At 63.9% G+C, this 20,643-nt stretch carries 23 protein-coding genes; 19 read left to right on the forward strand and 4 right to left on the reverse strand.

Features of this window, described 5'->3' with window-relative positions; translation table 11 throughout:
- The first annotated feature begins 130 nt into the window (after positions 1-130).
- From RBJ75_RS01250 to RBJ75_RS01260, 3 genes are all read left to right on the forward strand, one after another.
- Positions 131-628 carry a pilus assembly protein N-terminal domain-containing protein gene (locus RBJ75_RS01250; protein WP_044408477.1) on the forward strand — a complete coding sequence of 166 codons (498 nt, stop codon included), beginning with the start codon at positions 131-133 and terminating at the stop codon, positions 626-628.
- A 145-nt stretch (positions 629-773) separates the two neighbouring features.
- A complete protein-coding gene (locus tag RBJ75_RS01255) occupies positions 774-1,313 on the forward strand; it encodes a TadE/TadG family type IV pilus assembly protein (protein ID WP_044408479.1) in 540 nt (179 codons plus the stop codon).
- 61 nt (positions 1,314-1,374) lie between these two features.
- Entirely contained in the window at positions 1,375-1,947 is a 573-nt protein-coding gene (locus RBJ75_RS01260) for a TadE/TadG family type IV pilus assembly protein (RefSeq protein ID WP_152647658.1), read from the forward strand.
- Positions 1,948-2,091: 144 nt separating this feature from the next.
- Here RBJ75_RS01260 and RBJ75_RS01265 read toward each other — a convergent pair whose 3' ends face one another.
- From RBJ75_RS01265 to RBJ75_RS01275, 3 genes are all read right to left on the reverse strand, one after another.
- Positions 2,092-2,304, reverse strand: coding sequence for a cold-shock protein (locus RBJ75_RS01265; RefSeq protein ID WP_011474122.1), 213 nt, complete (start codon positions 2,302-2,304; stop codon positions 2,092-2,094).
- Between the two features lie 270 nt (positions 2,305-2,574).
- Positions 2,575-2,856 carry a translation initiation factor IF-1 gene (gene infA, locus RBJ75_RS01270; RefSeq protein ID WP_011474121.1) on the reverse strand — a complete coding sequence of 94 codons (282 nt, stop codon included), beginning with the start codon at positions 2,854-2,856 and terminating at the stop codon, positions 2,575-2,577.
- 23 nt (positions 2,857-2,879) lie between these two features.
- Positions 2,880-4,319 carry a DEAD/DEAH box helicase gene (locus tag RBJ75_RS01275; RefSeq protein ID WP_173427332.1) on the reverse strand — a complete coding sequence of 480 codons (1,440 nt, stop codon included), beginning with the start codon at positions 4,317-4,319 and terminating at the stop codon, positions 2,880-2,882.
- Positions 4,320-4,823: 504 nt separating this feature from the next.
- On the opposite strand from RBJ75_RS01275, the gene urtA reads away from it, so the two are divergent.
- The 16 genes from urtA (at position 4,824) to RBJ75_RS01355 (ending at position 18,306) form a co-directional block, all read left to right on the forward strand.
- Positions 4,824-6,155 (forward strand): urea ABC transporter substrate-binding protein, encoded by a 1,332-nt coding sequence (gene urtA, locus RBJ75_RS01280; RefSeq protein ID WP_044408491.1) that lies wholly within the window; start codon positions 4,824-4,826, stop codon positions 6,153-6,155.
- Positions 6,156-6,277: 122 nt separating this feature from the next.
- Positions 6,278-7,843, forward strand: a complete 1,566-nt coding sequence (urtB, locus tag RBJ75_RS01285; RefSeq protein WP_411194536.1) for an urea ABC transporter permease subunit UrtB — start codon at positions 6,278-6,280, stop codon at positions 7,841-7,843.
- 172 nt (positions 7,844-8,015) lie between these two features.
- Positions 8,016-9,185 (forward strand): urea ABC transporter permease subunit UrtC, encoded by a 1,170-nt coding sequence (gene urtC, locus RBJ75_RS01290; protein ID WP_044415931.1) that lies wholly within the window; start codon positions 8,016-8,018, stop codon positions 9,183-9,185.
- A 4-nt stretch (positions 9,186-9,189) separates the two neighbouring features.
- Complete coding sequence (gene urtD, locus RBJ75_RS01295; RefSeq protein ID WP_044415933.1) at positions 9,190-9,954, forward strand: urea ABC transporter ATP-binding protein UrtD; 765 nt, start codon at positions 9,190-9,192, stop codon at positions 9,952-9,954.
- 60 nt (positions 9,955-10,014) lie between these two features.
- Positions 10,015-10,710, forward strand: a complete 696-nt coding sequence (urtE, locus tag RBJ75_RS01300) for an urea ABC transporter ATP-binding subunit UrtE (RefSeq protein WP_044415935.1) — start codon at positions 10,015-10,017, stop codon at positions 10,708-10,710.
- Between the two features lie 30 nt (positions 10,711-10,740).
- On the forward strand, positions 10,741-11,577 hold the full coding sequence (locus tag RBJ75_RS01305) for an urease accessory protein UreD (RefSeq protein WP_044415949.1): 837 nt from the start codon (positions 10,741-10,743) through the stop codon (positions 11,575-11,577).
- Between the two features lie 52 nt (positions 11,578-11,629).
- The gene (locus tag RBJ75_RS01310) at positions 11,630-11,932 is read left to right on the forward strand and encodes an urease subunit gamma (protein ID WP_044415937.1); all 303 of its coding nucleotides are present in this window, start codon (positions 11,630-11,632) and stop codon (positions 11,930-11,932) included.
- 11 nt (positions 11,933-11,943) lie between these two features.
- On the forward strand, positions 11,944-12,351 hold the full coding sequence (locus RBJ75_RS01315; protein WP_160297966.1) for a DUF4375 domain-containing protein: 408 nt from the start codon (positions 11,944-11,946) through the stop codon (positions 12,349-12,351).
- A gap of 13 nt (positions 12,352-12,364) precedes the next feature.
- Positions 12,365-12,679, forward strand: a complete 315-nt coding sequence (locus RBJ75_RS01320; RefSeq protein WP_044415941.1) for an urease subunit beta — start codon at positions 12,365-12,367, stop codon at positions 12,677-12,679.
- A gap of 46 nt (positions 12,680-12,725) precedes the next feature.
- Positions 12,726-13,013, forward strand: coding sequence for an AbrB/MazE/SpoVT family DNA-binding domain-containing protein (locus RBJ75_RS01325; protein ID WP_044415943.1), 288 nt, complete (start codon positions 12,726-12,728; stop codon positions 13,011-13,013).
- Positions 13,014-13,050: 37 nt separating this feature from the next.
- Complete coding sequence (locus RBJ75_RS01330) at positions 13,051-13,410, forward strand: PIN domain-containing protein (RefSeq protein WP_044415945.1); 360 nt, start codon at positions 13,051-13,053, stop codon at positions 13,408-13,410.
- Between the two features lie 3 nt (positions 13,411-13,413).
- The gene (ureC, locus tag RBJ75_RS01335; RefSeq protein WP_044415947.1) at positions 13,414-15,126 is read left to right on the forward strand and encodes an urease subunit alpha; all 1,713 of its coding nucleotides are present in this window, start codon (positions 13,414-13,416) and stop codon (positions 15,124-15,126) included.
- A 1,209-nt stretch (positions 15,127-16,335) separates the two neighbouring features.
- A complete protein-coding gene (locus RBJ75_RS01340) occupies positions 16,336-16,635 on the forward strand; it encodes a putative quinol monooxygenase (protein ID WP_044407446.1) in 300 nt (99 codons plus the stop codon).
- Positions 16,636-16,645: 10 nt separating this feature from the next.
- Positions 16,646-16,945, forward strand: coding sequence for a putative quinol monooxygenase (locus RBJ75_RS01345; protein WP_044407448.1), 300 nt, complete (start codon positions 16,646-16,648; stop codon positions 16,943-16,945).
- Positions 16,946-16,955: 10 nt separating this feature from the next.
- Positions 16,956-17,603 (forward strand): urease accessory protein UreE, encoded by a 648-nt coding sequence (locus RBJ75_RS01350; RefSeq protein WP_044407451.1) that lies wholly within the window; start codon positions 16,956-16,958, stop codon positions 17,601-17,603.
- Complete coding sequence (locus tag RBJ75_RS01355; protein WP_044407454.1) at positions 17,590-18,306, forward strand: urease accessory protein UreF; 717 nt, start codon at positions 17,590-17,592, stop codon at positions 18,304-18,306. The genes RBJ75_RS01350 and RBJ75_RS01355 overlap by 14 nt, the downstream gene beginning before the upstream one ends.
- Before the next feature lie 749 nt (positions 18,307-19,055).
- Here RBJ75_RS01355 and RBJ75_RS01360 read toward each other — a convergent pair.
- Positions 19,056-20,618: an AMP-binding protein gene (locus tag RBJ75_RS01360; RefSeq protein WP_044411966.1), complete on the reverse strand. Its 1,563-nt coding sequence runs from the start codon at positions 20,616-20,618 to the stop codon at positions 19,056-19,058.
- Positions 20,619-20,643: the final 25 nt, after the last annotated feature.

Here is a 20,643-nt window from a genome sequence, read left to right on the forward strand (position 1 = left end):
CGCCGACTCCGGCGCAGGCCCGCTTTGAACATTTGCGGTTCGTTCATCAATTAACGTCACCTTTGCCATGTCGGGCGCCGGAACCGCTGCGTATCGCTTTTGCCGGCTAGTCAATGCCCCGGAGTAAAGTATGTCGATCCAGTCGAAGCGCCGTATGCGCGCTATATCCTCGTTGCGTTCGCTCGTGATCGGGCTGGTGCTGTTGCCGGCCGCCGCAATGGCGGACGCGGTGGATACCATCTCGGTCAATGTTGATCAGGCCAAGCTGGTCAGGCTGCCCGATCACATCTCCACCCTCGTGGTGGGCAATCCGCTGATCGCCGATGTCACTATACAGCCCGGCGGCATGGTTATCGTAACCGGCAAGGGTTATGGCGCGACCAATGTGATCGCGATGGACCGCAGCGGAAAGATCCTCGCCGACCGGCTGATCCAGGTCGAGGGGCCAAGCGATCAGGTCGTGACGGTCTATCGCGGCGTCAACCGCGAATCCTACAGCTGCATGCCGACGTGCCAACGGCGCGTGACGCTCGGGGACTCGGAAGGCTACTTCAAGTCCACGATGGATCAGGCGGGCAGCCTCAATACCCAGGCGACGGGCGGCCCCAGCAGACCGCAGGGCAACTGATCGGTTGGAGGCCAAGATGCATTTGCGCCGATGGTTAAGCGGCGGTTAACGGCGCGAGGTGCTGTGTATCGATCGGGCGAAACACTTCCACAATCAGTTCCGGCTATGCTGGCGGGAAACCAGACCACAGCGTGGGATTGCACGGATGCCGTCGTCGATCGTTCTATCCATGGCAAGGCTGGCGCGCCGGTTCGGCCGTAACCGAGGGGCCTCTGCGGCGGTCGAATTCGCCTTGGTGGCGCCGATCTTTTTCGCCTTGTTGTTTGCCATCATCGAGACCGCGCTGGTGTTCTTCGCGGGGCAGGTGCTCGAGACCGCGGTGCAGGATTCGGCGCGCTTGATCCTGACCGGGCAGGCGCAGGACGCGTCCTACAGCCAAGCACAGTTCAAAAACGATATCTGCAGCCGCCTCAACGCGCTGTTCGACTGCAAGAACGGCATCTATGTCGACGTGCAGAGCTATTCATCGTTCAGCACCGTGGCGGTCACCGATCCGGTCGACGCCAGCAAGAATTTTGTCGACAACATGAAGTACAGCCCCGGCGCCGCCGGCGACATCGTGGTGGTCAGGGCCTTCTATCAATGGCCGCTGTTCGTCACCGGGCTCGGCTACAACATCGCCAATCTGAGCGGAAGCAAGCGGCTGCTGTCGGCCACCGCGGCATTCCGCAACGAGCCGTTCTAGGAATCGCCTGATGCAGCCGATGTCAGCAATATGCTCGCGAATGCTTGGTTGTTTCGTGCGGATGATCGACGACCGCCGCGGCGTCGCGGCGATCGAATTCGTCTTTATCGTGCCGTTGATGCTGGTGATGTTTTTTGGCACCGTCGAATTGTCGACCGGGGTCGCGGTCAACCGCAAGGTCACCCTGGTGGCGCGCACGCTGTCGGATTTGACCTCGCAGGCCACCAACGTATCGGACGCCGACCTGAAGAACGTGTTTGCCGCCAGCTACGGGATCCTGACGCCATATTCAGCGACCCCGGCCGTGGCCACCATTTCGGAGATCTTTGTCAACGGCTCGAAGGTCGCCAAGGTGCAGTGGAGCAAGAAGGCGACGGTGAGCCAGAGCGGCAACACGGTCACCGCAACCTTGACGAATTCGGGCCACACGCAGGGCGACACGGTCACCATTCCGTCGCAGCTCGCGGTCCCGAATACTTATCTGATTTGGAGCGAAGTCAGCTATCTCTACAAACCGGCGATTGGCTATGTGGTGAGCAGTGCCGGGGTGACGCTGGCCGACACCACATTCACCCGCCCGCGTCAGTCGACCTGCGTCCTGTATGGCACTCAGAGCCTCTGCCCAACTTACTGATCGGCGGTTGGCTGCGGTACATCGTCGGGACGCGACGCAATCAGACCGGACGACAAACACCGGCCACAAAAAAGGCCGCGCAGCGAGCGCGGCCTTTCGTTATTTGCTTACCGAATTTCGTCAGCGCTGCTGTCGAAACCTGGTTTAGCCAGCGGCGCGCAGATTGTCGGCCGACGACTTGCCAGAGCGACGATCGGCGACGATTTCGTAGCTGATCTTCTGGCCTTCACGCAGAGTGCCGAGACCGGCACGCTCGACGGCGCTGATGTGCACGAAGACGTCGTTGCCACCATCGTCCGGCTGAATGAAGCCGAAGCCCTTGGTCGCGTTAAACCACTTCACGGTTCCCATGCTCACGGGGGTAGTCCCTTCTCAAGATAGATATAGTCGAAGCCCACTTTTCAGATGGGCTGGTGAGATCGAATTTTTGGAAGGGTCGTCAGCGTCTAAACCGGCTGTACCGGTGGATTGCTAATGTCGTCCGGCCGAAAATCGATTAGTCTATATTATGCGAAGCCGGCGCCCAAAACAATCCTGACGTGCACGATTTTTTGATCGGCGCCAGTCTTGCAAAAGGGTCGGCTTTGCCAGGTTTTACCCGGCGGTCCAGAGGATCCGCCGCGCAAATTATCGGCGGCGGAATTGGCCGCGCGGCGGCGCACCGCGGGGCGGCCCGCCACCCGGACGTTCGTCCTTGTGCCTAAAAATAAGCCGGCCCTTTTCGAGGTCATAGGGTGACATCTCGATTGTCACCCGATCCCCGGCCAGCGTCTTGATCCGGTTCTTCTTCATCTTGCCGGCGGTATAAGCGACAATTTCGTGTCCGGCATCGAGTTGAACCCGATAGCGCGCATCGGGAAGGATTTCAGTCACCAGTCCTTCGAACTGGATCAGCTCTTCTTTAGCCATCATCGTCTCCAGATCGGCGTTGATCAGCGTTGCGGTCGTTGATTGGTCTTGGGCTGGGCCGGGCGGCTCTCGCGATGCAGGAAGGCAACGCCCTGCATCCCTTCGGCCTTGGCGCCATGTTGCGGGCGCGAGCTGGGCTCGTGCCGGCTTGGTTCGCTGTTCTGCCGGGCGACAGGAACAGCGGCACCGCCGCCGGGCGGTCCACGCCGGCGGCGCGGGCCGTTCGATGCCGGTGCTGCGTCATTGCCGCGGCCGGAATGGCCATGCGACGAGCGCTGCCCGCGATGCTGCGTCGGAGCCGGCGCGGGGTGGTGCCCCGGGGTGCGGCGATCTTCCTTCGGCAGGGTGATGCGGATCAGCTTTTCGATGTCGCGCAGAAAAGCTGCTTCCTCGCCGGCACAAAACGAGATCGCGATGCCCTCGGCGCCGGCGCGCGCGGTGCGGCCGATCCGATGCACATAGGTCTCCGGAATGTTCGGCAGGTCGAAATTCACCACATGGCTGATGCCGTCGACGTCAATGCCGCGGGCGGCGATGTCGGTGGCGACCAGGGTGCGGATCTCGCCGGAGCGGAACGACGCCAGCACGCGCTCGCGATGGTTCTGCGACTTGTTGCCATGGATCGCGTCGGCGCGAATGCCGGCGCGCTCGAGGCCCTTCACGACCTTGTCGGCGCCGTGCTTGGTGCGGGTGAAGATCAGCGCGCGGTTGACCGTCTCCTGCTTCAGGATCTGTGCCAGGATCGCCGGCTTGGCGGAATGATCGACCTGGATCACCCGCTGGGTGATGCGGTCGACGGTCGAGGCCACCGGGGTGACGGCGACGCGTGCCGGATCGTGCAGCATGTGCTCGGCGAGGTCGGCGATGTCTTTCGGCATCGTCGCCGAGAAGAACAGCGTCTGGCGCTTGGTCGGCAGCTTGGCGACGATTTTGCGGATATCGTTGATGAAGCCCATGTCGAGCATGCGGTCGGCTTCATCGAGCACGAGAAACTCGACATTGCCGAGCTTGAGGCCGTTGCTCTGCACCAGGTCGATCAGCCGGCCCGGCGTGGCGACCAGCACTTCGACGCCCTGCATGATCGAGCGAACCTGGCGTCCCATCGGGACCCCGCCGATCGCCAGCGCCGAGGTCAGCCGGATGTGACGGCCATAGGCGTTGAAGCTCTCGAGGATCTGACCCGACAATTCGCGGGTCGGGCTCAGCACCAGGACCCGGCAGGCCTTGGGCTGCGGCTTGATGCGGTTCTCGAGGATGCGATGAAGGATCGGGAGGGCAAAGGACGCGGTCTTGCCGGTGCCGGTCTGAGCGATGCCGATGACGTCGCGGCCGGTCATTGCCAGAGGAATGGTTTGCGCCTGAATGGGCGTGGGCACGGTGTAGTTTTCTTCGGTGAGCGCACGCGTAATGGGATCGGCCAGGCCGAAATCCTGAAAGGAGGTCAAAAGAAGGTTTCTTTCCATTATAAAAGCTGGCGCCCGACTTGCTGCGCCGGGAGCCCGCGAGGGGGTGTCTGGGACACCCGCGTGTTTGGGGCGTCGGTTTTGGTTAGCTGAAGGGGCAAGCCAGAAACCGTCGGACGGGCTCAGAACACGCGGCTCGCGATGACCTGATGATTCTCAAGGTCGTGCAAGACATATGGAACACGAACGCGGCGCTTTCAAGGTGAATTGCGATGGTTGGGACAGATAGTCGAGCCAGCCGATGATCCTTCCAGCGGCAATGCTGGAGCAAGATTTAATCATCCACCGTAGTTTGCTTAAAAAATATACAGGAAGCGCGGCCTGACTCGGGCAGAATTGCCCAAGGATTAAGCCGCGAAATCGGGCGATTTCGGAGTTAATTTGAATATCCCTATCAAAACAATACATTAGCTCTGCCTTCCTGGATGGCACAGTTCTTGCGATTGCCTTAACGCAGGCGGCCGTGGGGCCGTATTCAACGCCTGCGCAGGGAGATGACACCTCATGCTTACTGGATTGCATCACTTCATTGCGACTCCGCTCAGCCGGCGACGTTGGCTGGCGGCGACCGCCGGTCTCGTTTTGGGCTTGGCCGGTTTCTCCTCGGCCAAAGCCGAGGACACCATCAAGGTTGGCATCCTTCATTCGCTGTCCGGCACCATGGCCATCAGCGAGACCACGCTGAAGGATGTCATGCTCATGCTGATCGACGAGCAGAACAAGAAGGGCGGTGTGCTTGGCAAGAAGCTCGAAGCCGTGGTGGTGGACCCGGCATCGAACTGGCCGCTATTCGCCGAAAAGGCTCGCGAACTGATCACCAAGGACAAGGTTGCGGTGGTGTTCGGCTGCTGGACCTCGGTGTCGCGCAAATCGGTGCTGCCGGTGTTCAAGGAGCTGGATTCGATCCTGTTCTATCCCGTCCAGTATGAGGGCGAAGAGAGCGAGCGCAACGTGTTCTATACGGGCGCGGCGCCGAACCAGCAGGCGATCCCGGCGGTGGATTACCTGATGAAGGAAGAAAAGGTGAAGCGCTGGGTGCTGGAAGGCACCGACTACGTCTATCCGCGCACCACCAACAAGATTCTCGAAGCCTATCTGAAGTCGAAGGGCGTCGCGCCCGAAGACATCATGGTCAATTACACCCCGTTCGGCTTCTCCGACTGGCAGACCGAAGTCTCAAAGATCAAGACCTTTGGTTCGGCCGGCAAGAAGACCGCGGTGGTCTCGACCATCAATGGCGATGCCAACGTGCCGTTCTACAAGGAACTCGGCAACCAGGGCGTCAAAGCCACCGATATCCCGGTCGTCGCATTCTCGGTCGGTGAGGAAGAGCTCGCCGGTATCGACACCAAGCCGCTGGTCGGCCATCTCGCCGCCTGGAACTACTTCGAGTCGATCAAGACGCCGGCGAACGAGAAGTTCATCAAGGACTGGCACGCCTTCACCAAGAACCCGAAGCGCACCACCAACGACCCGATGGAAGCCCATTACATCGGTTTCAACATGTGGGTGAAAGCCGTCGAGAAGGCCAAGTCGTTCGACCCCGACAAGGTGATCGCGGCGCTGCCCGGCATCAAGCAGGCGAACCTGACCGGCGGTACGGCCGAAATGCTGCCGAACCACCACATCACCAAGCCGGTGTTCATCGGCGAGATCCAGGCCGACGGCCAGTTCAATGTGGTGTCGCCCGACGATCCGACGAAGGCCAAGCTGGTGCCGGGCGATGCCTGGTCCGACTATCTGCCGGGTTCCAAGGATCTGGAAGCCGACTGGGTGACGCTGAAATGCGGCAACTACAACACCGTCACCAAGAAGTGCGGCGGTCAGGGCACCTGAGCCTCTCCTGATCGATCAAGCCTGGAAGGCGGCGCGTCCGCCGCCTTCCGTTCTCCTCGGCCGGGGTCCAAACATTGCACATCAATTTCTTCGCAGGTTTCCGCGCGCTCGCGCTCGCAGGATTGCTGATTGTCGTCTCCACCCTGCCGACGCTGGCCGGGCCGTTCGAGGACGCGGTCGGACAATTCGCCAATGATTCATTCGCCGATACCGGCGCCGCCATCGAGGCCCTGGCCACCGGCGGCGACCCGCGCGCGCTCGAGGTGATCAGCGCGCTGAAGGCCGGCCGCTTATTGGCCGATCCGGTGACCAAGCGGGTCTTCATCAAGCAGGCCGACGGCACGATGGTCGACGCCGCCACCGGCGCCAAGGTCGCCGACGCGCCGGCAGATCTGTCCGCGGTGCGGCTGATCAACCGGCTGCGCCGCGCGGTCAATGCGGCGATAGGCGCGCTGACGCTGCGCTCGCCGGATCTCAACAAGCGGATCCTGGCCGCCCGCTCGGTGTTCAAGACCCATGACGCCGACATGCTGCCGCTGGTCGATGACGCCCTGAGCAAGGAGACCGACCCCGCCGCCAAGCTGGCCTTCGGTGAGGCCCGCGCATCGATCCTGCTGTTCAAGGACGACGCCACCGACCCGGAAAAGCTCGAGGCGATCGCCGCCATCCAGGCTCGTGGCGATCAGGAAGCCCTGGCGCTGCTGACCGGCCTGACCGGGCAACAAAGTGCTGCGGTGGCCAAAGGCGCCGCTGCCGCCAAGGCCGCGATCGAGCGCAATCTGGCGCTATGGTCGATGGTGCAAAACGGCTGGTACGGGATTTCGCTCGGCTCGGTGCTGCTGCTGGCCGCCATCGGCCTCGCCATCACCTTCGGGGTGATGGGCGTCATCAACATGGCGCATGGCGAGATGGTGATGATCGGCGCCTATGTGACCTTCGTGGTGCAGGAAACCATCCGTACCTCCTATCCGGCGCTGTTCGACTATTCGCTGCTGATGGCGGTGCCGCTGGCCTTTATCGTCGCCGGCGCGATTGGCGTGCTGATCGAACGCAGCATCATCCGCTTTCTTTACGGCCGCCCGCTCGAGACCCTGCTGGCGACCTGGGGCCTGTCGCTGGTGCTGCAACAGGCGGTGCGCACGCTGTTCGGCCCGACCAACCGCGAGGTCGGCAATCCGAGCTGGATGTCGGGGGCGTTCGAGATCGGGCAGATCGTCATCACCTACAACCGGCTATGGATATTGTGCTTCACGCTGGCGGTGTTCGTGATCCTGCTGGCGATGCTGCGCTACACCAGCCTCGGCCTGGAAATGCGCGCAGTGACGCAGAACCGGCGGATGGCGGCCTCGATGGGCATCGCCACCTCGCGGGTAGACGCCCTCACTTTCGGTCTCGGCTCCGGCATCGCCGGCATCGCCGGCGTGGCGCTGTCGCAGATCGACAATGTCAGCCCCAATCTCGGACAAAGCTACATCATCGATAGCTTCATGGTGGTGGTGTTTGGCGGCGTCGGCAATCTATGGGGCACACTGGTCGGCGCCTTCACGCTGGGCATCGCCAACAAGTTCCTCGAGCCGGTCGCCGGCGCGGTGCTCGGCAAGATCGCCATCCTGGTGCTGATCATCCTGTTCATCCAAAAACGCCCGCGCGGCCTGTTCGCGCTCAAGGGCAGGGCGATCGAGACATGAGTATGTTGTTTGTGTACCGAATCCGCTCCGTGTCGCAGCCTCACTCCCTCCCCCCTTGCGGGGGAGGGTCGGGGTGGGGGGTAGCCACGCGCTCAGTGCTCGCGGCCCCCCACCCCCGACCCCTCCCCGCAAGGGGGAGGGGGGCGCGCCTCGCTCTGCCGCGGAGCCTGGCATGACCCCGCACATTCTTACCCGCTCGCTGGATCGCAGCGCGACCGTGTTTCTGCTGATCGTCGCTGCCGTGGGCATTCTGCTGCCGCTGTCGAATCTGCTGCTGCCCGAAGGCTCGATGTTTCAGGTGCCGACCTATCTGATGGCGCTGTTCGGCAAATATGTCTGCTACGCCATCTTGGCGCTGTCGATCGACCTGATCTGGGGCTATTGCGGCATTCTCTCGCTCGGCCACGGCGCGTTCTTCGCGCTCGGCGGTTATGCGATGGGCATGTATCTGATGCGCCAGATCGGTTCGCGCGGGGTCTACGGCAATCCCGTTCTGCCCGACTTCATGGTGTTCCTGAACTATAAGGAGCTGCCATGGTATTGGCATGGCTTCGACATGTTCTGGTTCGCAGCCTTGATGGTGCTGATCGTGCCGGGGCTGCTGGCGTTTTGCTTCGGCTGGTTGGCGTTCCGCTCGCGCGTCACCGGCGTCTATCTGTCGATCATCACGCAAGCGATGACCTATGCGCTGCTGCTGGCGTTCTTCCGCAATGATTTCGGCTTCGGCGGCAATAACGGATTGACCGATTTCAAGGACATCCTCGGCTTCAACGTTCAGGCCGACGGCACCCGCGCGGCATTGTTCGCGCTGAGTTGCCTGGCGCTGGCGATCGGCTTTCTGATCTGCCGCGCGGTGGTGACCTCGAAGCTCGGCAAGGTGCTGATCGCGATCCGCGATGCTGAATCGCGCACCCGCTTTCTCGGCTACCGGGTGGAATCCTACAAGCTGTTCGTGTTCACCCTGTCGGCCTGCATGGCCGGCGTCGCCGGCGCGCTCTATGTGCCGCAGGTCGGCATCATCAATCCCGGCGAATTCGCGCCGGCCAATTCGATCGAGGCGGTGATCTGGGTCGCGGTCGGCGGCCGCGGCACGCTGATCGGCGCGGCGCTCGGCGCCGTCGTCGTCAACTACGCCAAGACGGTGTTCACCTCGGGACCATTGGCGCCGTATTGGCTGTTCATGCTCGGCGCGCTGTTCATCCTGGTGACGCTGCTGTTGCCGCGCGGCATCATCGGCACTTTCAACGCCTGGTGGGAGCCGTGGAAGGCCAGGCGCGACAACGCCAATGCCGAAAGCGCCGCGCGCGAAGATGGCGTCATCGAACCCAAACCGGCGGAGTGAGCGGATGAGCATGCTGGAAACCCGCACCACATCCGCGTTGCTATATCTCGACGGCGTCCACGTCTCGTTCGACGGCTTTCATGCCATCAACAATCTGTCGCTGACGCTGGAGCCCGGCGAAATGCGCGCCATCATCGGCCCCAACGGCGCCGGCAAGACCACGATGATGGACATCATCACCGGCAAGACCAAGCCCGACAAGGGCGAGGTGATGTTCGACGGCACCACCGATCTGACCAGGCTCGACGAGACCCAGATCGCCGAACTCGGCATCGGCCGCAAATTCCAGAAGCCGACGGTGTTCGAAAGCCAGACCATCGCCGACAATCTGCTGCTGGCGCTCAATGTCGACCATCGCGTGCGTGGCACGCTGTTCTGGCGCGAGACCCGGGACGAGACCGACCGGATCGAGCGCGTGCTGGAGACCATTCGCCTCGCCGACGCGCGCGATCGTCTCGCCGGTTCGCTGTCGCACGGGCAAAAACAGTGGCTCGAAATCGGCATGCTGCTGGCGCAGGATCCGAAACTGCTGCTGGTCGACGAACCGGTCGCCGGCATGACCGACGTCGAGACCCATCAGACCGCCGAACTGCTGAAAGAGATCAACCGCGACCACAAGACCGTGGTGGTGGTCGAGCACGACATGACCTTCGTGCGCGAACTCGGCGTCAAGGTGACGTGCCTGCACGAAGGCACCGTACTGGCCGAAGGCACCATCGATCAGGTGTCGCAGAACGAGCGGGTGGTCGAAGTGTATCTGGGGCGATGACGTGAAACACAACACGCGCCGTTGTGCGCCGCCGCGCGGCTGGCAAGGGAATGGAAGCGAATGCTGACCGTCGACAATATCAGCCTGTATTATGGCGCGGCCCAGGCGCTGCGCGGGGTCTCGATCGCGGCCGAGCCGGGAAAAGTGACCTGCGTGCTGGGGCGCAACGGCGTCGGCAAGACCAGCCTGTTGCGGGCGATGGTCGGCCAGCAGCCGATCGCATCGGGCTCGATCATCTTTGACGGCGCCGAGATTTCGAAGCTGAAGCCCTACGAGCGGGCGCGTCGCGGGATTTCCTTCGTGCCGCAGGGCCGCGAGATCTTTCCGCTGTTGACCGTCGAGGAAAATCTCAAGACCGGCTATGCGCCGCTGAAGCGCGCCGACCGCAGCATTCCGGACGACGTGTTTTCGCTGTTCCCTGTGCTGAATTCGATGCTCGGTCGCCGCGGCGGCGATCTGTCCGGCGGGCAGCAGCAGCAATTGGCGATCGGCCGCGCCCTGGTGATGCGGCCGAAGCTGTTGCTGCTCGACGAGCCGACCGAGGGCATTCAGCCTTCGATCATCAAGGATATCGGCCGGGCGATCTCCTATCTGCGCAGCCTCGGCAACATCGCCATCGTACTGGTCGAACAATATCTCGACTTCGCCTGCGAGCTCGGCGACAATTTCGCCGTGATGGATCGCGGCGCGGTGAAATTCACCTGCGATCGTGCGACACTTGATCCCGCCGAAATCAGCCGCCAGATGGCGCTGTAGATGTTGGCGACCGATCGGGTCGGAGGGCAGATGCACAGCGACAGCGCCGCAGCGGCGCGGGTTTTCGACGCAAATCGGGCGCAGGGCGCGGTCAGATTCGACGTGCGCGCCGATGAGCGTGGCGTGACGCGCCGGCGCGAGCTGCATGAATCCGGATCGCTGCGGGTGCGCTTTCCGTCGCCGGAGGCGCGCGGCCTGTCGGCGATGTTCGTCAACACCGCGGGCGGCATTGCCGGCGGTGATCGTTTCGACATCGACATCGCGGTCGGCGAGAATGCGGCGCTGACCGTCACCACAGCCGCCGCCGAGAAGGTCTATCGCTCGCATGGGCCGGCGGCCAGCATCGACATCGCGCTCAAAGCCGAGGCGGGCGCGCAGCTGGCCTGGCTGCCGCAGGAGACCATCCTGTTCGACCAGGCGCGGGTCGAGCGGCGGATCGATATCGATCTGGATGACACAGCGTCGCTGCTGCTGTGCGAGATCGTGATTTTCGGCCGCACCGCGATGGGCGAGACGATGCGGCAGGGCCAGTTCGTCGATCGCTGGCGGCTGCGGCGCGGCGGCAAATTGGTGTTCGCCGAAACCGTGCGGCTTGACGGCGACATCGGCGAAAAGCTGGCGCGACCGGCGATCGCCAATGGCGGCGTCGCGATCGGCACCGCGCTGATCGTGCCGGGCGACGAGGCGCTGATCGAGCGGCTGCGCGAGGCGTCGCAGAGCTTCGGCGGCGAGGTCGGAATTTCCGCCTGGAATGGATTTGCAATGGCGCGGTTCTGTGCCCAAGATGCGGCACGGCTGCGCGCCGACATGATGACGGTGCTCGGCCGCGCCAGCGGCTCGGCGCTGCCGAGGATGTGGCTCACTTAACTTCTGGCGCGCGTTTCGGCTCGGCCAGCCCTGCAATCGATCGAGTGCCTGCATGAATCTGTCTCCCCGCGAAAAGGACAAGCTGCTGATCTCGATGGCCGCGATGGTCGCGCGCCGCCGGCTGGAGCGCGGCGTCAAGCTCAACCATCCGGAGGCGATCGCGATCATTTCGGATTTCATCGTCGAGGGCGCGCGCGATGGCCGCAGCGTCGCCGAGCTGATGCAGGCCGGCGCCCAGGTGATCAGCCGCGCCCAATGCATGGACGGCATCGCCGAGATGATCCACGACATCCAGGTCGAGGCCACTTTTCCGGACGGCACCAAGCTGGTGACCGTCCACGAACCGATCCGGTGATGGACGCTATCATGGTCGCTGATCCGCCGAAGCAGCGTTGGCAAGAGCTGGCTGATTTCGACCTGACGCGGCCGGACGAGGCTTTGGCTCTGGTCGAAAGGTTTCTGGGCGAGTGGTTCAATGGCGGCCTTTCGCAATTGTTTTCGAACTGGAATGGCGCCGACATCGTCTTGATCCCGGAGGCGCTTCGGATCATCGGCGCGGCCGAAGCAGCGCCGGTGATTGAGGCCGCGATCGCGGAGTTTCCCGCGGATCAGGATGACTGGCGTGACCTTGGACATGATGCCTTGCTGAACAAAGCGAGCCCACTGCGCCCCAGGCTCTGGGACTTGGACAGCGCGCTCGCCTCCCACGAGGCCGCGATGACGCAGGCTGTGGCGGATTTCGAGCTCAAGCTGAGCGAAGGCGAAGATCTGTGAAAGGGAAGCTGCCATGATCCCCGGCGAATTATTGATCCAGGATGGCGAGATCGAGCTCAATGCGGGCCGCGAGACGGTGACGCTGACGGTGGCCAATTCCGGCGACCGGCCGATCCAGGTCGGCTCACACTATCATTTCTTCGAGACCAATCCGGCGCTGCAATTCGACCGCGCCAAAGCTCGCGGCATGCGGCTCGATATCGCCGCCGGCACCGCGGTCCGGTTCGAGCCCGGCCAGAGCCGCGACGTCCAACTGGTGGCGCTGGCCGGCAAGCGCGAGATCTATGGCTTTCGCGGCGAGGTGATGGGGAAGCTGGACAAGGCTTGATGGGCCACAATGTAAGGCATATCTTGCGATGTAAGGAGGTCCGAAAATGACTTACAAGGCAGATGTGACCCTGAGCAGCAAGGGGCAACTGACATTGCCAGCGGCGCTGAGAAAATTGTGGAAACTGAAGGCTGGAGATCGAATCAATCTCGAGTTTTCCGACAACGGCCGCGCCACGCTGACGAAAAATCTGCGGCGAAGCGTTCTGGAGAGCCGGAAGGAGCTTGAACCGCTGTCGCTGGGTCGGCCCTTGACGCAAAAGGATATCGACAACGCCATCGCTGCCGAGATGGCCGACCAGGAAATTCGGATCAGGAGACGGCGGACGACGTGATCGGACTCGATACCAACATTATACTTCGGCTTTCGACGTGACGGACGCCAAGCAGTCGGCTGCGGTCGAGCAGCTGTTTGCGACTGCTGAAGCCGACGGCAGCTTTCTGTTGAATCCCATCGTGCTGTCGGAATTCGCCTGGACCCTGCAACGAACCTACAAGAAGCCACGCGGCGTGATCGCCGATCACATCGAGAGATTGCTGCAATCTCCGGAATGTATTGTGCCGTTTCTGGATGAAGCCGTGGATGCCGTTCGCCGCTATCGTCAGGGATCGGCGAGCTTCGCCGACTATTTCCTGGCCGCGATCAACCGATCGCTGGGCTGCGGCTCGACACTCACTTTCGATCAGGATGCTGCTGAGGAACGCGAACTTTTCTCGTTATTGAAGGCCTGAATCATGTCCGTGAAAATCTCCCGTTCCGTCTATGCCGACATGTTCGGCCCCACCACCGGCGATCGCGTCCGGCTGGCCGATACCGACCTGATCATCGAGGTGGAGAAGGACTTCACCACCTATGGCGAGGAGGTGAAGTTCGGCGGCGGCAAGGTGATCCGCGACGGCATGGGGCAGAGCCAGGTGACTAACGCCCAGGGCGCCGCCGACACCGTGATCACCAACGCGCTGATCGTCGATCATTGGGGCATCGTCAAGGCCGACGTCGCCATCAAGGACGGCTATATCAGCGCCATCGGCAAGGCCGGCAATCCCGACATCCAACCTGGCGTGACCATCATCATCGGCCCCGGCACCGATATCATCGCCGGCGAAGGCAAGATCCTCACCGCCGGCGGCTTCGACGCCCACATCCATTTCATCTGCCCGCAGCAGATCGAGCACGCGCTGATGAGCGGCGTCACCTCGATGCTGGGCGGCGGCACCGGGCCGTCGCACGGCACCTTCGCCACCACCTGCACGCCCGGCCCCTGGCACATCGCCCGGATGATCCAGTCCTTCGATGCGTTCCCGGTCAATCTCGGCATTTCCGGCAAGGGCAATGCCTCGCAGCCAGGGGCGCTTGTCGAGATGGTCGAGGCCGGCGCCTGCGCGCTGAAGCTGCACGAGGATTGGGGCACTACGCCTGCGGCGATCGACAATTGCCTTTCCGTCGCCGACGATCACGACGTCCAGGTGATGATCCACACCGACACGCTGAACGAGTCCGGCTTTGTCGAGGACACCATCAAGGCGTTCAAGGGCCGCACCATCCACGCCTTCCACACCGAAGGCGCCGGCGGCGGCCACGCGCCCGACATCATCAGGGTCGCGGGCCTGGCCAACGTGCTGCCGTCCTCGACCAATCCGACCCGGCCGTTCACCAAAAACACCATCGACGAACATCTCGACATGCTGATGGTGTGCCACCATCTCGATCCGTCGATCGCCGAGGATCTGGCCTTTGCCGAAAGCCGGATCCGCAAGGAGACCATCGCGGCCGAGGACATTCTCCACGATCTCGGCGCGCTGTCGATGATCTCGTCGGACAGCCAGGCGATGGGCCGGCTCGGCGAAGTCATCATCCGCACCTGGCAGACCGCCGACAAGATGAAGAAGCAGCGCGGGGCCTTGCCGCAGGACAGCGGCCGCAACGACAATTTCCGGGTCAAGCGCTACATCGCCAAATATACGATCAATCCGGCGATCGCCCATGGCGTCTCGAAACTGATCGGCTCGGTGGAGAAGGGCAAGCTCGCCGATCTGGTGTTGTGGTCGCCGGCGTTTTTCGGGGTCAAGCCGGATCTCGTAGTCAAGGGCGGCTCGATCGTCGCGGCTCCGATGGGCGATCCCAATGCCTCGATCCCGACGCCGCAGCCGGTGCATTACCAGCCGATGTTCGGCGCCTTCGGCAAATCGCTGACCGCGTCCTCGGTGGTGTTTGCCTCCGGCGCCGCGGTGGCGTCCGGGCTGGCCAACAAGCTCGGCATCGACAAGACGCTCTATGCGGTGGAGAACACCCGCGGCGGCATTTCGAAAAAGAGCATGATCCACAACGACGCCACGCCGGATATCGCGGTCGATCCCGAAACCTATGAGGTGCGCGCCGACGGCGAACTCCTCACTTGCGCGCCCGCCGAGGTACTGCCGATGGCGCAACGCTATTTCATGTATTGAGTTTATGTATTGAGGTGACTTGCTGGCGAGGCGACGTGCGCGCCGTTCCGCAAAGACGTCATTCCGGGGCGCGAGCAGCTTCGCTGCGAGCGAACCCGGAATCTCGCCACCACATCGCAGCGCCAGCCGTGCCGCGAGATTCCGGGTTCGCTCGGCCTGCGGCCTCGCGCCCCGGAATGACGCGGATTTGGCGCGTGCGGTGGCGAACTCCTCACTTGCGCGGCCGCCGAGGTGCTGCCGATGGCGCAGCGCTATTTCATGTATTGAGTTTATGTATTGAGGCGACTTGCTGGCGAGGCGACGTGCGCGCCGTTCCGCAAAGCGGTCATTCCGGGGCGCGAACAGCGCAGCTGTGAGCGAACCCGGAATCTCGCCACGACATCGCAGCGCCAGCCATGCCGCGAGATTCCGGGTTCGCTCGGCCTGCGGCCTCGTGCCCCGGAATGACAAGTGGTTGGTGCGCGCGGTGGCTGAATGCCGAAGCTCTGGAATGCTGGGTCGCCCGGTCAAGCCGGGCGATGACGGGAGTGGATAGCGCGGCGGCGTGCGGACGGCGCCAATTTGCGATCCAACGAGCCGACCTGCTCGCGTCACCGATGTTGCAATCCAAATTGTCAAACAGCCACGCCAAATCCTGCTCGCGACTCCGCTGAGCCCGAGTCATGCGCCCGTCGCTGTCGCAGCGAGGGGCGGGGGCGCGCCTTGCGGCGCTGGGGTGGTGGTTCTCGCGTTCGGCAAATGAGCCGATCGCGCGTCGCCGCTTCGGCGCGCCCACCGCGGCGTCTTGTCGGCTTCGGGGCGATGCTTCCGGGCCCAGGCGCGATGCGCCGCACCGCTTGATCCCGACGGTTTCCCGCCGTTCGCCTGTGCCGCGTCCAGCCAGCTAACAAGTGGCGGGCTCTCCTAGTGGAGCCGGATCGCGACCCAAAGCCGTCCGGGGCCGTGCTTGCGAGGCACGGCGCGCGGACGCCGCATCCAACCCGGCTTCGCCAGCACGCTGGCTCCGCCGGGCCATTGACCCGGCTGGTTGCCCAGCCGGGTGATCTGTCCCGCTTCTTGACGCCTCGCGAAGCGCCCCTCACGGACAGGACCCTAGGATGATATTCATAATAGGAATATTGTCAAGGCGGATTGCGCATTGATTTGCCAGCCCCTAAGGTCCGGCCGGCGCTCGCGCCGCGTCCAACAACAAAAGCGGAGGAAATCCATATGATTTATGTCGTTGCCACCCTGACCGTGAAGCCCGACAAGCGGGCCGAGATGATTGCCGGCGCCAAGGACTGCATCGCCGAGACCCGCAAGGAAGCTGGCAACATCGCCTATGACATGCATGAGAGCGTCACCGATCCGAGCCGGATGGTGTTTGTCGAGCAGTGGGAAAATGCCGAGGCGCTGGAGCCGCATCGCAAGAGCGACCACATGCGGGCGTTCGGCCGGATCGCCGCGCAATGCCTGGCGGCGCCGCCGAAGATCGAGATCATCACCCCCGAAAAAGTCGACGTGAAGTAAGGGGGCCAACATGATCTATGTCGTCGCCACCACCCAGGTGAAGCCGGAGCAGCGGGCGGCCTTCATCGAAGGCGCCAAATTGTGCATCGCCGCCACCCGCAACGAAAAAGGCTGCATCGCCTATGACAGCCACACCAGCATCAACGACCCGAACCTGTTCGTGGTGGTCGAGCGCTGGGAAAGCCGCGCCGATCTCAACGCCCACGGCAAGGCGCCGCATATGAAAGTCTGGCGCGAATATTCGGCGCCGCTGAAAGTGTCGCCGACGGTGATCGAGATCATCAGCGACGGAAAGGTCGAGATATTGTGAGCATGCTGCGATGATCCGCGCGACGCGGGTGCAGGGCCAGCATCACTGGAACGAGCCGGCGGCCGACACCGTCGTGCTCGGTTTCGACGACCGTCATCGCCGCCGCATGGCGATGACGGGCACGCGCGGGCTGGACTTTTTGCTCGATCTGGAAACCGCGCTGGCGTTGCGCGGCGGCGACGCGCTGGTGCTGGAAGACGGACGGCTGGTCGAGGTGGTGGCGGCGCCGGAGCCGCTGCTGGAAATCCGCGGCAGCGATCCGCAGCACCTGGTGCGGCTGGCCTGGCATCTCGGCAATCGCCATCTGCCGACGCAGGTTATCGGGAAGGGCCTGCGGATTCGCCGCGATCACGTCATCGCCGCGATGCTGACCGGGCTCGGCGCCAGACTGATCGAGATCGAGGCGCCGTTCGATCCCGAAGGCGGCGCCTATGCGCCGGCCGCCGCACAGCACGACCACGCCGCGCATGCGCAGCATGACCATGGTGACCATGATCATGCGCATCATGATCACGGCAAACACGATCATGCCAAGCATGATCACGCCAAGCATGACCATGCCGGGCATGATCACGACAAGCACGGTCACGCTGCGCCGGACGATCACGTCCACGACGCGCATTGCGGCCATGACCATCACGGCCATGACCACAAGTGAGCCGGCGGCCGAGCCGTTATCCGCTGCGCAGGGCGCGGCGCTGTACCGGCTGATGACCTGGCTGTCGCCGGCGTTTCCGGTCGGCGCCTTTTCCTATTCTGGCGGCATCGAATGGGCGGTGGAGGCCGGCGACATCATTGACGCCGCGAGCCTGCGCGGCTGGCTGGCGTCGATGCTGGCGGATGGCGCGGGCTTTTGCGACGGTGTGTTGCTGGCGCAGACCCATCGCGCGGCGACGCGTGGCGATGCCGCAACCTTGGGTGAGATCGCCGAGCTGGCGGCGGCCCTGGTGCCGTCGCGCGAACGCCAATTGGAAACCATGTCGCAGGGCAGGGCGTTCATCGCGATCGCGCGCGCGGCCTGGAATTGCGACGGGCTGGCGCCACTGATCGCCGCTTGCGACGACATCGTCTATCCGGTCGCGGTCGGCCTGGTCAGCGCCGCCCATGGGGTGCCGCTGGCACCGACCATGCACGCATTCTTGCACGCGGTGGTAGCCAACTGGATCTCCGCGGGCGCGCGGCTGGTGCCGCTCGGCCAGACCGACAGCCAGCGCCTCTTGGCCGCATTGGAGCCAGTCGTGATCGCCACCGGCGACCGCGCGCTCGGCGCCAGCCTCGACGATCTCGGCAGCGCCAGCTTCCGCGCTGACCTCGCCTCGATGCGGCACGAGACGCAATATACCCGGCTGTTCCGGTCCTGAGGGCCAAAGCGGCAAGCGAGGACAAATCCAATGCGTGCCCCGGACGCAGTGCAACGCGCCGCGAAGCGGCGTGGTGCATTGCAGAGCCGGGGCCCCGCTTGCGCCGGCGCTTGAAGCTGTTGAGCCGGCGCTTGAAGCGGGGTCCCGGTTCTGCGGAGCAGCGCTGCGCGCTGCACCGCGCCCGGGACACGGGGCAGCGACGATCCATGCGCTGCGTCCCCGGGATACGAGGCCGCCAGGATCAATGCACGTGCCCCGGACGCAGTGCAACGCGCCGCGAAGCGGCGTGGTGCATTGCAGAGCCGGGGCCCCGCTTGCGCCGACGCTTGAAGCTGTTGAGCCGGCGCTGAAGCGGGGTCCCGGTTCTGCGGAGCAGCGCTACGCGCTGCGCCGCGCCCGGGACACGGGCAGCGATGATCCATGCGCTGCGTGCCCCGGGACGGAAGGGCGTCAACCAATGCACGTGCCCCGGACGCAGTGCAACGCGCCGCGAAGCGGCGTGGTGCATTGCAGAGCCGGGGCCCCGCTTGAGCCAACGCTTGAGGCAGTTGAGCCGGCGCTTGGAGGTTGAGTGGGCGCTGAAGCGGTTGGCCGGCGCTTGAAGCCGAGTCCCGGTTCTGCGGAGCAGCGCTGCGCGCTGCACCGCGCCCGGGACACGGATGGGCCATGCGATGCGCGCCCGGGTAGGAGCGCTGCTGCCGGCCGTCGCCTCGGCTGATCGTTTCAGCGACCACCGGCGCGCGCCTCGTCTACCCCACCATGCGGTCGCGGCCGGCCCAGAAGCCGGCGCGCAGCACTTTCTTGTCGATCTTGCCGACGCCGGTCATCGGCAGTTCGCTGACGAATTTGATGTGCTTGGGAGCGTGCGCCGAGCCCTTCTGCTTTTTCACCAGATCGATCAGCTCCTGCTCGCTCGGCGTGGCGCCGGCGCGCGCCACCACGATGGCGGTGACGGCTTCGCCCCATTTGTCGTCCGGCACGCCGACCACCGCCACCATCGCGACGTCGCGATGGGTCGACAGCACGTCCTCGACCTCGCGCGGGAAGATGTTGAAGCCGCCGGACACGATCATGTCCTTCTTGCGGTCGAGGATGAACAGATAGCCGCGCTCGTCGGCGCGGGCGATGTCGCCGGTGTGCAGCCAGCCGTTCTTCAGCGTCTCGGCGGTCTGCTCCGGCCGCTTCCAGTATTGCGCCATCACATGCGGGGCGCGGACGCAGATCTCGCCGGAATCTCCGGTCGCAACCTCGCGATCGTCGGCGTCGAGCACCCGCACATCGCAGGCGGCGATCGGAAAGCCGCAGGACAGAAACAGCTCCGGATGTTTCGGATCGTGGTCGGCCTTGCGCAGCACCGACACCGGATAGCATTCGGTCTGGCCGTAGAGCTGCGAGAACACCGGGCCGATCCGCTCGATGCCCTCGATCAGCCGGCTCGGCGACATCGGCGAGGCGCCGTACAGCACCAGTTCGAGCGAAGACAGATCGGTCGCGTCAAGCGTCGGATGATCGAGCAGCACATAGATCATGGTCGGCACGAACAGCGTGAAGTTGATCTTCTCGCGCGCGATCGTGCTCAGCACCGCGTCGGGATCGAAGCCCTTGAGCATGTGCACGGTGCCGCCGCGCATCAAGACGGGCAGGACCTTGGTGCCGGCGACGTGGCTGATCGGCGCCACGGTGAGATAGCGCGGGCTGTCGGGGATTTCGAAGTCGGCCAGGATCGCATTGGCGAAGCCGGCATTCTGGCGATGGCGGCGCAACGCGCCCTTGGATTTGCCGGTGGTGCCGCCGGTGTAGCTCAGCGCCGCGACGTCGTCGATCTGCGCGAAATCCTTCGCGGTGGCGCTGCCGGCGGCGTCCGCGGCTGCGGCGAGATCGATGCCGTATTCGGCGCGGCCCAGCGTGAAGATGTGGCGCGGGCCCTGCGCCTTGGCGGCGAGCTCGCCGCCGCGCAGCAGGAAGGCGGCGGCGTCGACCACCAGAATGTCGGCTTCGCAATCGGCGATCTGGTCGAGCTGATCGGAAAGCGAGCCCAGCGGATGCAGCCAGGTGATCGAGAACCGCGACAGCTGCGCGGCGATGCCGGCGCACCAGGCGTCGGCGCGATTGGCGCTGAGCAGCGCCACGCGCGCATGCGGGCGAACCGCGAGGCCCATGAAGATCTTTTGCATGCGGCCGATCAGGTCGGCGGCGCCGCGATAGCTGATCGACCCGCCGGGCCAGCTGAAGGCGATGCGTGACGGGTAGCGCGCCAGCGCGCGCAACGTCTGGGTGCCGGCGGTGGGAAAGGCGTTGAGGGCGTCGGTCATGGCTGGCTCCCTTGTTTTGTCATTG

It is taken from the genome of Rhodopseudomonas sp. BAL398 (genome assembly GCF_033001325.1).
GTDB lineage: Bacteria > Pseudomonadota > Alphaproteobacteria > Rhizobiales > Xanthobacteraceae > JARJEH01.